The sequence below is a fragment of the Winogradskyella pulchriflava genome (assembly GCF_042434315.1).
GTDB lineage: Bacteria > Bacteroidota > Bacteroidia > Flavobacteriales > Flavobacteriaceae > Winogradskyella > Winogradskyella pulchriflava.
Genome location: NZ_JBHLTQ010000001.1, coordinates 161853 through 176487, shown reverse-complemented (window position 1 = coordinate 176487; position 14635 = coordinate 161853). Strand labels below are relative to the sequence as shown.

Genomic DNA, 14635 nt, shown 5'->3' with positions numbered 1-14635 from the left:
CCTAATGAACACTAAATTTCTAACTTGTTTAATACTCGTTTTCGCCATGTTCTTAGGATGCAAAAACGAAGTAAAAGAAACGGTCACTGAGCGTAGTCGAAGTGAAGAAATAAAAACGAATATGAAGAAAAAGGAAGTCGTTTATCAAGTATTTACAAGATTATTCGGTAACACAAATACTACCAACAAACCTTGGGGAACTTTAGAAGATAACGGAGTTGGGAAATTCAATGATTTTACGGATAAAGCACTTTCAGAAATCAAAGATTTAGGAGTGACGCATATTTGGTACACAGGAGTTCCGCATCATGATGTGATTACAGATTATTCCAAATTCGGCATTTCTAACGATGATCCAGATATCGTAAAAGGTCGTGCTGGTTCTCCTTATGCAGTTAAGGATTATTATAATGTAAATCCAGATTTAGCTGTAAATGTTGAAAACAGACTACAAGAATTTGAAGCTTTGATTGAGCGTTCGCACAAAGCAGGCTTAAAAGTCATCATTGATATTGTACCAAATCACGTTGCACGTAACTACCAGAGTTTATCAAATCCAGAAGGAGCATCAGATTTTGGCGCAGAAGACGATAAAACAAAAACATACGACGTTAATAATAATTTTTATTACAATCCAGGTGAATCATTTAAAGTGCCAGAATGGAAACACGGTTACCAACCTTTAGGTGGTGAAAAACATCCCTTGGCAGATAGTAAGTTTGAAGAAGTGCCAGCAAAATGGACAGGAAATGGCTCTCGTGCATCACAACCAGATATGAATGATTGGTACGAAACCGTAAAAGTAAATTACGGAGTGTCGCCAGATGGTAGAAAGGATTTTGATGAATTACCAGAAGGTTTTGATAATGAAGATTACAAAAAACACTTTAACTTTTGGAAAGATAAGACTGTACCTAGTTCGTGGAAGAAATTTAAAGATATTGCATTGTATTGGACAGCAAAAGGCGTTGATGGTTTCCGTTACGATATGGCAGAAATGGTGCCAGTAGAATTTTGGAGCTATATGAATTCGCATATAAAAATGAAAAACCCAGATGCGTTTTTATTAGCTGAAGTTTACAACCCAAGTCTTTACAGAGATTACATTCGTAAAGGAAAAATGGATTATTTGTATGATAAAGTGCAATTGTATGATACGCTAAAACATGTGATGCAAGGCCATGGAAGTACAGATAACATTCCACCAATTTTAAATGAGTTGAGTGATATTGAGCACCACATGCTTCATTTTCTAGAAAACCATGATGAGCAACGAATTGCAAGTCCAGATTTTGCTGGTAGCGCCGAAAAAGGAAAACCAGCAATGGTCGTTTCTGCAACATCCTCTACTGCTCCAACCATGATTTATTTCGGACAAGAATTTGGTGAACCAGGAGCGGAAGATTTAGGATTTGGTGATCCGACAAGAACTTCGATTTTCGATTATGGTTCTGTGCCAAGTATGGTGCGTTGGGTAAACAATAAAAAGTTTGATGGTGGCCAATCCACAGAAGCAGAAAAAGAGCTTCGAGATTTTTATAAACGTTTATTGAATTTCACGATTAATAGTTCGGCATTAATGGGCAATTATCAAGATATTCAACATTACAATCATCAAAATACAGAATGGTATAATGATAAGGTGTTGTCGTTTGTTCGTTGGAGTGATGATGAGCAATTGATTATCATTTCAAATTTCAACGCTGAGCATACATATGGATTCGAATTGCAATTGCCAGAAGATTTAGTTCAAAAATTAAAACTTCAAGATGGTGAATACGAAGTAAAAGATCAATTATACAACACCTATACTTCGACGTTAAAAGTTGACAATGGCAAAGCCGAAGTGAGAATCGACATAAAGCCACTAGAATCATTTATACTTAAAATTAAGTAATCATGAAAAAACTATTATTAGTAATTTTTACAATTTCAATATTAATTTCCTGTAAAGAGAATATGAAGGAGGTTGAAGTTATTGAAGAAATAATTTCAGAATTTAAGCCTATTTCTAACGACATCTTAGAAAGTGCAGTTATCTATGAAGCAAATATTCGTCAGTATTCGCCTGAAGGTACTTTTGATGAATTCACGAAGGATATTCCGCAGTTAAAAGAATTAGGAGTAAAAGTGATTTGGTTAATGCCAGTGTTTCCAATTTCAGAAACAAAAAGAAAGGCAGAAGGCACCAAGTTTGCTTCTGAATTTCCAGAAGAGGAGCAAGCCAAGTACTTAGGAAGTTACTACGCAGTTACTGACTTTACTGAAATCAATCCAGAATTCGGCACAAAAGAAGATTTTAGAGAATTGGTAAAAACAGCACATGATAATGGAATTTATGTCATTTTAGATTGGGTGCCAAATCACACAGGTTGGGATCATGAATGGTTAAAAAACCATCCAGAATATTATACCAAAAATGAAGCAGGAGAAATTATACATCCAAAAGATACGGATTGGACAGATGTAGCAGACTTAAACTACGACAATCTAGACATGAGAAAAGAAATGATTGAAGACATGAGTTATTGGGTGACAGAAGAAGGTGTTGATGGTTTTAGATGTGATGTTGCAGGTTCTGTTCCATTGGATTTTTGGGAAACTGCCATTGCAGAATTACGAAATAAGAAAGATGTATTTATGTTGGCTGAGGCTTGGGAACCAGAATTGTTAGATGGTAATTTGTTTGATATGGCTTACGCATGGAATGGTCATCATTTAATGAATGGTTTAGCAAAAGGCGAGAAATCCGTTGTCGAGTTTGATGCCTACATGGAAAAAATCAAAACCGATTATGATGCAGATGACATCTTGATGAATTTCATTACCAACCACGATGAAAACTCTTGGAATGGTACCATTAAAGAGCGTATGGGAGATAAAAAGGAATTATTCACGGCTTTAACGTACACAATGCCTGGCATGCCTTTGATTTATAGCGGACAAGAATACGATATGGAGCATCGTCTCAAATTCTTCGAAAAGGATTCTATACCAAAGAAAAAAGGAGACTATTTTGAATTTTTGAAAAAACTAGGGGAACTCAAAAATGCTAATCCAGCTCTGAATGGAGGTAAGGACGCTGCAACTTATAAACGCCTGGATTCTGAAAAAGATATTTTAATGTTTGAGCGCTCAAAAAATGGACAAGCATTACTTTTTATTGGTAATTTTTCTGATGAAGGGAATAAAATTAACGTACCTCAAGGTAAATATATTGATTATTTAACGAATGAAAAAGTTGATTTGACAGGTGATGCTTTCGAAATTGGAGCTTGGGACTATAGAATATTAATAAAATAAAACGATGCAAAAATCAATATATATCTTACTTGTTACACTGATGATTATAAGTTGTAAAAATAAGACCAATTCAAATATCAAAGAGGATAATAAAAGTAAAGAGCAAGCTCAAAAAACACCCTTTATTTGGGAGGGCGCAAACCTCTATTTCTTGCTAACAGACCGTTTCAATAACGGAGATACATCTAATGATATCAATTTTGATAGAACAAAAGAAACCGGAAAGCTTCGTGGTTTTGAAGGAGGCGACATAAAAGGCATCACTGAAAAAGTAAAAGAAGGCTATTTTACAGATCTAGGCATCAATGCTATTTGGATGACTCCTATTGTGGAGCAAATTCACGGTGGAACAGACGAAGGCACTGGAGTCACCTACGGTTTTCACGGCTATTGGGCTAAAGATTGGACTAAAATAGATCCTAATTTTGGAACCAAAGAAGATTTACATGAATTAGTAAAAGAAGCTCATGCTAGAGGAATACGTATTGTATTAGACGCAGTAATAAACCACACAGGTCCTGTAACTGAAAAAGATCCGGTTTGGCCTGATGAATGGGTACGTACAAATCCACAATGTACATATGATAGTTATGAAAATACGATTAGTTGTACTTTGGTTGCCAATTTACCAGATATTAGAACTGAAAGTAACGATGATGTAGAATTACCTCCACAATTGGTAGAAAAATGGAAAGCTGAAGGTCGTTATGACCAAGAAGTGAAAGAGCTTGATGAATTCTTTGAACGCACTGGTCACCCAAGAGCACCACGCTTTTATATTATGAAATGGTTAACCGATTATATTACAGAATTTGGAGTAGATGGTTATAGAGCAGACACCGTAAAACATACTGAAGAATATGTTTGGGAAGAATTCAAAAAAGAATGTGATTATGCGTTTTCAGAATTTAAAAAGAATAACCCTGAGCAAGTTTTAGACGATAATGATTTTTACATTGTGGGAGAAGTTTATAACTATGGAGTAAGTGGAGGTCAATTATTCGATTTTGGGGATAGAAAAGTAAATTATTTCGATCCTGCGAGTTTTCATAGTTTAATCAATTTTGAATTTAAGTGGAATTCTAAAGAAATGGGTTACGAAGACTTATTCAAACGCTATTCTGATGTATTAAATGGAGACTTAAAAGATTTTGGAACATTAAATTATTTAAGCTCTCACGATGATGGTAGTCCGTTTGATGCTGTACGTAAAAAGCCATTTGAAACAGCAAATAAACTCTTGTTATCACCTGGAACATCACAAGTGTATTATGGTGATGAATCCTCACGTTCACTTGTTGTGCCCGGAACAGAAGGTGATGCTACATTGCGTTCCTTTATGAATTGGGATTCCATTGCAAAGAGACCAAGAACAAAAGAAGTCTTAAGTCATTGGCAAAAATTAGGTAAATTTAGAGCAAATCACCCAGCTGTTGGAGCAGGAGTTCATCAAATGATAACTGAGCAACCATACTATTTTTATAGAAGTTACCAAAAGGGTGATTTTAAAGATTTAGTTATTGTTGGTTTAGACTTGGAAAAAGGAGAAAAAATTATAGATGTGTCTAAAATTTTTGAAGAAAGAGTAATGTTAAGAGATGCATATTCTGGTAAAACAGCAACTGTAGAAAATGGAAAAATAACAATCGATTCAGATTTTAATATTGTACTAATTGAAAAAGATAAATCATGAAAATTAAGTTCATATCTCTACTTATAATTGCTGTGTTGTATTCTTGTTCTAAGGAGAATGCAAAAATTTTAGACGTGTCATCACCTAATAAGGCAGTTGAAGTCAACTTCAACCTCAATGGAGAAGGAAAGCCTTTTTATACTGTAAGATTCAATAATAAAACGGTTGTAGATACCTCGTATTTAGGCTTCGATTTTAAGGATGTGGATGATTTCGAGAAAAACTTCAAAATAAATAATACATCAACATCATCTTTTAATGAAACATGGCAAATGCCTTGGGGAGAGCAATTAGATGTCGTGAATAACTACAACGAATTAAAAATAGAACTTCAAGAAAATAATGAAACCGCACGTTTAATGACTGTTGTTTTTAAAGTGTATGATGATGGTATTGGCTTTAGATATGAATTCCCTGAACAAGCTAATTTTAAGGGTGATATTTATATCAATGATGAACATACAGAGTTCAATCTTACCGAAGACTACAAAACCTTTTGGATTCCTGGAGATTGGGATATTTACGAGCATTTGTATAATACAACTAAGCTTTCAGAAATAGATGCTTTACAATTTGCTAATCATAAGAATTTAGCGCAAACCTATATTCCAGAAAATGCGGTGAATACACCAGTAACGATGGTTGGAAGTGACGGCACATATTTAAGTTTTCATGAAGCCGCTCTAATCGATTATTCTGGTATGACCTTAAAAGTGGATACTGAAAATCTCAATTTAAAAAGCAACTTGGTTGGTTCTGAAAACACAGATTACAAGGTGAAGAAAACCGTTCCTTTTAATACACCATGGAGAACCATTCAAATTTCAGATAATGCACCAGATTTAATCGAGTCTAAGCTTATAGTTAATCTTAACGAGCCAAATAAGTTGGGTGATGTTTCTTGGTTTAAACCTATGAAATACACAGGAGTTTGGTGGGAAATGCATCTTGGAAAATCCTCTTGGGATTACGGAATGACACAAGATATGAGCACATGGACAGATGGAGGAAAATCACATGGAAGACACGGAGCAACTACTGAAAACGTTAAGAGCTTTATTGATTTCTCTGCAAAAAATAATATTGGAGGTGTTTTAGTAGAAGGTTGGAATACAGGTTGGGAACATTGGATTGGTTTTGAAGATCGCGAAGGTGTATTCGATTTTGTAACTCCATATCCAGATTACGATATCGATGAAGTGACACGTTATGCCAAAGAAAAAGGAGTAGAAATCATTATGCATCACGAAACCTCTGCCGCTACAGAGACTTACGAAAAACAACAAGATACCGCTTATGCGTTAATGCAGAAGTATGGCATGCATGCCGTAAAATCGGGTTATGTTGGTAAAATTTTACCTAAAGGTGAATACCATCATGGGCAATATATGGTTAATCAGTATAATAATGCAGCGATTAAAGCTGCTAAATATGAAGTGGCTGTTAATGCACATGAGCCGATAAAAGCCACAGGATTACGAAGAACATATCCAAATATTATTTCACGAGAAGGCCTTAGAGGACAAGAGTTTAATGCTTGGGCAAGCGATGGTGGTAATCCGCCAGAACATTTACCAATTGTAGCTTTTACACGAATGTTATCTGGTCCTATTGATTATACTCCTGGTATTTTCAATATAAAATTCGATGAGTATAAAAAAGATAATCAGGTTAATACAACAATAGCTCAGCAATTGGCACTTTACGTAGTAATTTATAGTCCAGTGCAAATGGCAGCTGATCTGGTAGAGCATTATGAAGCTAATCCAGAGCCATTGCAGTTCATTAGAGATGTAGGAGTGGATTGGCAACAAACAAAAGTATTGAATGGTGAGGTTGGAGATTATGTTACCATTGCTAGACAAGAACGCGGAACAGGCAATTGGTTTGTTGGAGGAATTACTGATGAAAACGCAAGAACTATAGACTTAACTTTTGATTTCCTAGATGACAATCAAGATTACGAAGTTATCATTTATAAAGATGGTAAAAATGCGCATTGGGATAATAATCCCTTAGATATTACCATTGAAAAGATAGATATAACTAAGGATTCTAAATTGTCAGTTAATTTAGCTGAAGGTGGTGGTTTTGCGATGAGCTTAAAAAAAATCTAAAACTGTTTTTTTAGCATTTTTAGTAGTTTTTTTAGTAACATTTTCAATGTAAGGTCGTCCTTATAATAACGACTATATATAATATTCATAACTTTGCTTATTCGAAAAAACTACGACGTTGGACATTAATGATAACATAGAATCACCTTTTATCTTAAAGGTGAGTTTTAATAAATTATTGAATCAGTACGAAGAACTAATCCGTGCAGATAACGATTTTATTGCAGCCAACGCACGTCGTGTTTTAAAAATCGCAGAGGATAATCCTATATTAAGAGAAGGGTTTAGTGATGTGTCCTTATTCCAAACTTACGAAAAGGAAATTGCTGGAATTCTTCAAGATTCATTTAGTCCTATACTTAGCAAAAATGAAATAAAAACTGCTTCAATACCCTTTCATAATGTTGTTTTTAATGCGTCAGAGCGTTTTAAGTCCATCATAAAAACAGCAGGTGAGGATTTTAAGTTAGAGATTAAAAATATTCCAGAGGATCAAACATATATCATAGCATGTACAATAATTTTGGGTTTTTGCTATGGCTATGATCTTAATTTTAAGCGCCCATTTTTTTACGAAATACCAGATGCTAAAGGTGTAAAACGTTATTATAAGATTTTATATAATGCCGATTTTACTGAGATTGTGCCAAGTGCAGACGCACCTAAAATTACAGATAAGGATTATGAAGAATTACTAGATAATTTTGAAAATATAGAACTTTGGAAAGAAAAGTTTCCACCTCATAGTTACAATTTTAAAGGTTTTGTAATATCAAATATGTTTGATGTTACAGATGACCAATCGATATCTAATATTAAGTCGAGTTTAATAGGTGAAGCCAAACGGAAGGATGAGAGTTTTATGAAAAACTTTCAAAATATTTTTCGCTCACTCTTAGGCTTAAACGATATACAGGTAGGTTTTTCTATTTACAATAAAAGAGATGATACTTTTGAGCGCGTATATGGTGCAGGTATGAATAGCTTTTTGCTTAATAATTTAGAAACGACTCAGTGTTCTGATGCACTTTGTAAATGGTCTTACAATCGCTTGCTTAAAGAAAAAAAGTATTTTTCAGTATCAGATGTTAATAAAATGTTTGAGAAATCGGAAGGGCAAGCACCACATGTAAAAATTTTAATGGACCAAGGGATACAAAGCGCAATCTTTGCACCAATTGCAAATGATTACCAGTTGTTAGGTGTTTTAGAATTGGTATCTGCAAAACCCAAAGTTTTAAATAGTATCAATGCCAATAAGTTAGAAGATGTAATGCCTTTTATAGTTTCTGCAGTTGAGCGCTCTAAAAAAGATGAAGAAAACTTAATAGAAGCTATAATTCAGAAGGAATGTACTTCCATTCACTCGAGTGTACATTGGAAATTTGCTGAAGAAGCAAGAAGATACATTAAAGCTGAAATGAATACTGGTGTAACGCCTACATTTAAAAAAATAGCATTTGATAATGTGTATCCATTGTTTGGTCAAATTGATGTTAAAGGATCTTCTAATGCAAGAAACTCAGCTACTCAAAAGGATTTAGCATTGCAACTTTCGTTGGTTGAAAAAATATTAGATCAAACTATTGAGGATAAAAGTCTGCCTATTTATGAACAGATAAAGTATCAGGTTTTAGAGTTCTCCTCTGGGTTAAATGAAAATTTTAAAGTAGATAGCGAACATGACATCACTACGTTTTTAAAAGAAGAAGTTAAGCCTGTACTTCAATTAATTAAAGATACCCAGCCATTCATAAAAGAGGATATAGAAGATTATTTCAGTAAAGTTGATACTGATTTGGAGGTGATTTATTTCTACAGAAAACATTATGATGATACAGTTAAGCTAATTAACTCAAATATGTCTTCAATAATAGATGAGAAGCAAATAGAAGCTCAGAAAATGTATCCTCATTTTTTTGAACGTTTTAAAACTGATGGCGTCGAACATAATATGTATATAGGTGAGTCTATTACAAAGCAAGATAGCTTTAATATGATTTACCTTTATAATTTAAGATTATGGCAGTTGCAGGTAATGTGCGAGATGGAGAATGAATACTATCAAAATCAGAATGAATATCCAATAGCCTTAGATGTTGCATCTATGATTTTAGTTTTTAATCAGCCTTTATCAATACGATTTAGAATGGATGAAAAACGTTTTGATGTCGATGGCACCTACAATGCTCGTTATGAAGTTGTAAAAAAACGTGTAGATAAAGCGTTTATAAAAGGTACTGAAGAACGTATTACTCAAAAAGGAAAGCTTACTATAGTTTATTCCCAAAAAGATGATGAAGAGGAATACGTTAGATATATAAGATTCTTGCAATCTAAGAAAGTTTTAAATACAGATTTAGAGTATTTAGAGCTAGAGGATTTACAGGCAATAACAGGCTTAAAGGCTCTACGTGTTAGTATTCTGTATCATGAAAATAACGATGATAAAGTTTTCTATACCTACGATGATTTAATGGAGACTATTAAATCTTAAAACTTTCATTAAGACTTTGATAATCTATGATGTAAGTTGTTTCATTGGTATCAGGCAGTACGTCTTCAATGTCAATTCCAGGGTTATTTTTAACGGCAACACCAAAGGCAATTAAAGACACAATAATACCAATCATAAATACCGTATATGTAATACGTAGCAATCTGTATTTTCGCTCTAAAACTTTTCCTAAAAAATATAAATCCTTAGTAAGCGCTTTATAGATGTAATCTTTGTCTTGTACCATTTCTTTAATGGCCCATTCAAATTCTTCTAGCTTCATTTTATGGAAGTTACCAAAGAAACTTAAATTCACTTTTTGGTTTTTCACATCTTCTTTTGTGAATTCACCACTGGTTACATTAGGACGAGTTGCAATAATCGAAAGAATCATTGAAACAACACAAAACAATGTAAAAATTATTGTTGGCCACGTTAAATATGGGTTGGTATCTAGTTTAGAAATTAAGTTAGCCAAAACCACCGAAATAATAATAGCATTAACAGACAATAATATGTTTGCTTTTGTGTCCGCAATGTCACTTAGTTTAATGTGGTTTCTTAAGGCTGTCCTATAAAAGGTTTGCACACCACGCTCTGGACTGTCATTTTTATACTGTGCTTTATATTTAGCTTTTAGCTTCTCAACATCGAGTTTCTTTTTCTTCTTTTTCTTTTTGCCCATTAACTTAGCCAAGTTTTTCTCTTTTCTTGGTTGCCAATTTTTTAGTGCGTAATCTGTATAAAATTGATGCTTTTGAGTTAAAACTTCTATATTTTCGTTTCTCCATTCAGAAGGTGAAAATGCTTTTCTTCCTTGTAACTCTAATTCTTTTCTCAAAAATTCACTTGCCTCACTAAAGTATTTTTTACCAAAGTGAGAAGCATCAGCATCTCTAATGATTTTTTCAAGTTCGTTCGTTGGCTTTGCATTAAACTTAGTAGCCATTATACAATCCGAAACAGATTGTATAATCTCTTTATCTACTTTTTTTTCTTCTAAGAAAGCAGTTGCTATTTTTACACTTTCGGCTTCATGGTTATCACATCCTTTTGTGTAACCTACGTCATGTAATAAAGCTGTTAACTCTAGTATTTCAGCATCTTTTTTTGACACATCAGAATTTTCAATAATTTCTCTAGTACTTCTTAATACACGTTCAGTATGTGTGTAATTATGATAAATAAAATTATTTGGAAGCTCTTCTTTAAAGAGGTTGAAAACAAATTCTTGGGTGTCTTTAATTAGAGACTTTGACATAGGGTTTTTTATTTTAGAATTAGGTCTAAATTACGAAAAATACAAGACTTAACATTCTATTATAAGAAATACAAAGATTGAAGTTGTATTTTTATAAAGTTGACACATTGTAATATTTGTAAGCGCTTGTCGACAAAACCTAAAAAATATTTCAAACAAAAGAACTTCTTTTTTCATTATATGAAATTACAAATATCAGATACATTTAATAACGAACTGCCTTCTGATTCTAATACGGCTAATACCAGACGTCAGGTAACAAAGGCAACGCATAGTTATGTTGAGCCTGTAAAACCATCAAAACCAAAATTGATTCATGCTTCAAAAGAAATGGCTAAAGCTATTGGTATCAGTGAAAATGATATTAGCTCAAAAGATTTTTTAGAAATATTTTCAGGTACAGAAACATACCCAAAAACAAAACCTTATGCCATGGCTTATGCAGGTCATCAATTTGGAAACTGGGCAGGACAATTAGGCGATGGAAGAGCTATCAATTTATTTGAAGTTTTAGAAAACGATAAGAGATGGGCAATACAACTCAAAGGTTCGGGTGAAACACCTTATTCTAGACAAGGTGATGGTTTAGCTGTTTTACGCTCATCAATTAGAGAATATCTGTGTAGTGAAGCCATGTTTCACTTGGGTGTGCCAACAACAAGAGCGTTGAGTTTAATGTTGTCTGGTGACGATGTGTTAAGAGATATGCTTTACGATGGCAATGCGGATTACGAAAAAGGTGCCATTGTAGCTCGTGTGGCACCAACCTTTATAAGATTTGGAAATTTTGAATTGTTTGCCGCAAGACAAGATAATGAGAACTTAAAAAAACTTGCAGACTATACCATAAAATACTTTTATTCAGAACTTGGAAAACCATCAAAAGAAACCTACATCGCATTTTTTAGGGAGGTAACTAACCGAACATTAGATATGATTATCCATTGGCAACGCGTGGGTTTTGTTCATGGTGTTATGAATACAGATAACATGTCTATTCTTGGTCTAACAATAGATTATGGGCCTTACGGTTGGTTAGAAGATTTCGATTTTGGTTGGACGCCAAACACAACCGATAAACAAAATAAACGCTATAGATATGGCAACCAACCCAATATTGGTCTTTGGAATTTGTTACAACTTGCTAATGCCTTATTTCCTTTAGTGGAAGAAGTAGAACCTTTTGAAGAAATTCTAAATCAATACCAAATGGATTTTGAATTGAAATCACTTCAAATGATGCGTTCTAAATTAGGTTTAGAACTTGAAGAAGAAAACGATACTAAACTTATACAAGATTTAGAAGATTGTTTGTTGCTCACAGAAACAGATATGACTATTTTTTTTAGGAATTTATCCAATTTCAAAAAAGGAAATCCTGAAAATGGAATAGAAATCATTGCTGACGCATTTTATAAACCAGAAGAAATTAAGGACTCAATTTCTGAGCAATGGGAAGCTTGGTTCATAGCCTATAATCAAAGATTAGATAAAGAGATTTTATCAGATAACAAAAGGCAGGGAAAAATGAATGCAGTAAATCCGAAATACGTGTTAAGAAATTATATGGCTCAGTTAGCAATAGACAAAGCTAATGATGGAGATTACAGTTTAATAGATGAGTTGTTTACACTTCTTAAAAACCCTTACGATGAACAGCCAGAATATAATAATTGGTTTACTAAAAGACCTGATTGGGCTAGACATAAAGTAGGTTGTTCCATGCTATCATGTAGCTCTTAACCAATTAAAAAAATGAAACTATGAATTTTTCAAAACTTAAAGTGTTATATATCAATTGTACACTAAAAAAATCGCCAGCAGTAAGTCACACAGAAACACTTATGAAAGTATCACAAAATATTTTGAAAAAGGAAAATGTTTCGTTTGAAACGATTCGACTTATAGACCACGATGTTGCAGCTGGCGTTTATCCAGATATGACAGAAAAGGGATGGGATAAAGACGAATGGCCAAATATTTATAAGAAAGTTGAAGAAGCAGATGTTTTAATCGTTGGCACACCAATATGGTTAGGGGAAAAATCTTCTGAAGCCCAGAAATTAATCGAGCGTTTATATGCAATGAGTGGAGAAACTAACGATAAAGGGCAATACATATATTACGGTAAAGTCGGTGGATGCATGGTAACAGGCAATGAAGATGGCGTAAAACACTGTGCAATGGGCATTTTATATGCTTTACAACATGTAGGCTATTCTATTCCTCCGCAAGCAGATTGTGGATGGATTGGTGAGGTTGGCCCAGGACCAAGCTATGGAGATACAGAATGGAAAGATAAATCTATTGAGCCACCAGTTGGTTTCGATTCAGAATTTACAAATAGAAATACCACTTTTATGACCTATAACCTGTTGCATTTGGCAAAATTATTAAAAGATAATAATGGTTATAGTAATTATGGTAATTCTCGTGAGGCGTGGGATAGCGGTACACATTGGTCTTTTGAAAACCCAGAATACAGATAGAGGATAAAATTTAAACTCAACGGTTATTGAGAGGTTTTAATTTAAGTGATAATGAAAAATACAAAACTAAAAATAAAGAATAGAAAAGGATTAATTCTAAATGCAAGCTTAGAGTTGCCTGCAAACCAAAAACCAAATTACTATGCCATTTTTGCACATTGTTTTACTTGTAGCAGTAGCCTCAGTGCCGTAAGAAATGTGAGTAGGCAATTAACACAAGATGGGTTTGCTGTAGTACGATTCGATTTTACTGGTTTAGGGAGAAGTGAAGGTGAATTTGCAGACAGTCATTTTTCTGCTAACGTAGAAGATTTATTAGATGTACATAGTTATATAGCTGAGCACTACGATGCTCCTGGATTATTGGTAGGGCATTCATTGGGAGGAGCTGCTGTATTGGTCGCGGCTTCAAAATTAGATGAAGTAAAGGCAGTTGCGACCATTGGAGCACCTGCAACTGTAAATCATGTAATGCATTTATTTTCTCATCAGGTTAATGAGGTTAAAGATAAAAGGGCTATTGAAGTAAATATTGGAGGACGACCATTTGTAATTAACCAAGATTTTGTAAAAGAATTTAGTAAAACCGATTTGCCTGAAATAGTTAAGAACTTAAGGAAGCCACTTCTCATTATGCATTCTCCTTTCGATAAAATCGTTGGGATAGAAAATGCGCAGCAACTCTATGTTAACGCTCATCACCCAAAGAGTTTTGTGACTTTAGACAATGCGGATCATTTGCTATCAGTTGAAAAAGATAGTCAATATGCAGGGGAAATTATAGGTACATGGGCTAAGCGCTATTTTCCTAAGGAAGAAAATGTTATGTTAGATACCGAAGGTGAGCAATTAGTAGGACATTTAAATATCGTTGAAGATAATTTTACCACTTCTATTCAAACTAAAAATCACACCTTTATTGCAGACGAACCAGCAAGTATTGGAGGTAGTGATTTTGGGCCTTCTCCTTACGAATACCTCAATGCTGCATTAGCAGCTTGTACTGTTATGACACTAAAACTTTACGCAGAGCGAAAAAAATGGGATTTACAAGAAGTTTTTGTTTATATCTCACACTCTAGAAAGCATAGTGACGACTTACAGATTGAAATTGAAAAGCCAAAATATTTAGACCATATCAGCAAAAAATTAAAGTTTACAGGAAATTTAGATGAGACTCAAAAGGAACGTTTAAAGGAAATAGCATCGCGTTGTCCTGTTCACAAAACGTTAGCAAGTGAAGTGATTTTTGAAACTCAAATTTTAAATAATTAA

9 protein-coding genes are annotated in these 14635 nt (G+C 33.9%); 8 read left to right on the top strand and 1 reads right to left on the bottom strand.

All coding sequences use genetic code 11. The annotated features are described in order from the left end of the window. Window positions 1–4 precede the first annotated feature (4 nt). The 5 genes from ACFFGA_RS00780 to ACFFGA_RS00760 all read left to right on the top strand — a co-directional run bounded on the left by ACFFGA_RS00780 (window position 5) and on the right by ACFFGA_RS00760 (window position 9610). Entirely contained in the window at window positions 5–1897 is a 1893-nt protein-coding gene (locus tag ACFFGA_RS00780) for an alpha-amylase family glycosyl hydrolase (protein WP_386058246.1), read from the top strand. A 2-nt stretch (window positions 1898–1899) separates the two neighbouring features. Further along, window positions 1900–3303, top strand: coding sequence for an alpha-amylase family glycosyl hydrolase (locus tag ACFFGA_RS00775; RefSeq protein ID WP_386058243.1), 1404 nt, complete (start codon window positions 1900–1902; stop codon window positions 3301–3303). A gap of 4 nt (window positions 3304–3307) precedes the next feature. Further along, window positions 3308–4996 carry an alpha-amylase family glycosyl hydrolase gene (locus ACFFGA_RS00770; protein WP_386058240.1) on the top strand — a complete coding sequence of 563 codons (1689 nt, stop codon included), beginning with the start codon at window positions 3308–3310 and terminating at the stop codon, window positions 4994–4996. Beyond that, entirely contained in the window at window positions 4993–7113 is a 2121-nt protein-coding gene (locus ACFFGA_RS00765) for a glycoside hydrolase family 97 protein (protein ID WP_386058237.1), read from the top strand. Before ACFFGA_RS00770 ends, ACFFGA_RS00765 begins: the two co-directional genes overlap by 4 nt. Before the next feature lie 118 nt (window positions 7114–7231). Continuing rightward, window positions 7232–9610 (top strand): GAF domain-containing protein, encoded by a 2379-nt coding sequence (locus ACFFGA_RS00760; protein WP_386058234.1) that lies wholly within the window; start codon window positions 7232–7234, stop codon window positions 9608–9610. On the opposite strand, the gene ACFFGA_RS00755 is transcribed toward ACFFGA_RS00760, so the two are convergent. Then, a complete protein-coding gene (locus tag ACFFGA_RS00755; RefSeq protein WP_386058231.1) occupies window positions 9600–10871 on the bottom strand; it encodes a Pycsar system effector family protein in 1272 nt (423 codons plus the stop codon). The genes ACFFGA_RS00760 and ACFFGA_RS00755 overlap by 11 nt on opposite strands. Before the next feature lie 180 nt (window positions 10872–11051). Between ACFFGA_RS00755 and ACFFGA_RS00750 the strand changes: the two genes are divergently transcribed. From ACFFGA_RS00750 to ACFFGA_RS00740, 3 genes are read left to right on the top strand one after another with little or no spacing between them, the layout of a single operon-like run. Beyond that, a complete protein-coding gene (locus ACFFGA_RS00750) occupies window positions 11052–12614 on the top strand; it encodes a protein adenylyltransferase SelO (protein WP_386058228.1) in 1563 nt (520 codons plus the stop codon). A 20-nt stretch (window positions 12615–12634) separates the two neighbouring features. After that, window positions 12635–13360 carry a flavodoxin family protein gene (locus ACFFGA_RS00745; protein WP_386058225.1) on the top strand — a complete coding sequence of 242 codons (726 nt, stop codon included), beginning with the start codon at window positions 12635–12637 and terminating at the stop codon, window positions 13358–13360. A gap of 51 nt (window positions 13361–13411) precedes the next feature. Then, window positions 13412–14635, top strand: coding sequence for a bifunctional alpha/beta hydrolase/OsmC family protein (locus tag ACFFGA_RS00740; protein ID WP_386058222.1), 1224 nt, complete (start codon window positions 13412–13414; stop codon window positions 14633–14635).

Coding starts and splice junctions, on each gene's coding strand:
- ACFFGA_RS00745 (WP_386058225.1), top strand. CDS start 12,635: ATGAATTTTTCAAAACTTAAAGTGTTATATATCAATTGTACACTAAAA.
- ACFFGA_RS00770 (WP_386058240.1), top strand. CDS start 3,308: ATGCAAAAATCAATATATATCTTACTTGTTACACTGATGATTATAAGT.
- ACFFGA_RS00750 (WP_386058228.1), top strand. CDS start 11,052: ATGAAATTACAAATATCAGATACATTTAATAACGAACTGCCTTCTGAT.
- ACFFGA_RS00765 (WP_386058237.1), top strand. CDS start 4,993: ATGAAAATTAAGTTCATATCTCTACTTATAATTGCTGTGTTGTATTCT.
- ACFFGA_RS00775 (WP_386058243.1), top strand. CDS start 1,900: ATGAAAAAACTATTATTAGTAATTTTTACAATTTCAATATTAATTTCC.
- ACFFGA_RS00755 (WP_386058231.1), bottom strand. CDS start 10,871: ATGTCAAAGTCTCTAATTAAAGACACCCAAGAATTTGTTTTCAACCTC.
- ACFFGA_RS00780 (WP_386058246.1), top strand. CDS start 5: ATGAACACTAAATTTCTAACTTGTTTAATACTCGTTTTCGCCATGTTC.
- ACFFGA_RS00740 (WP_386058222.1), top strand. CDS start 13,412: ATGAAAAATACAAAACTAAAAATAAAGAATAGAAAAGGATTAATTCTA.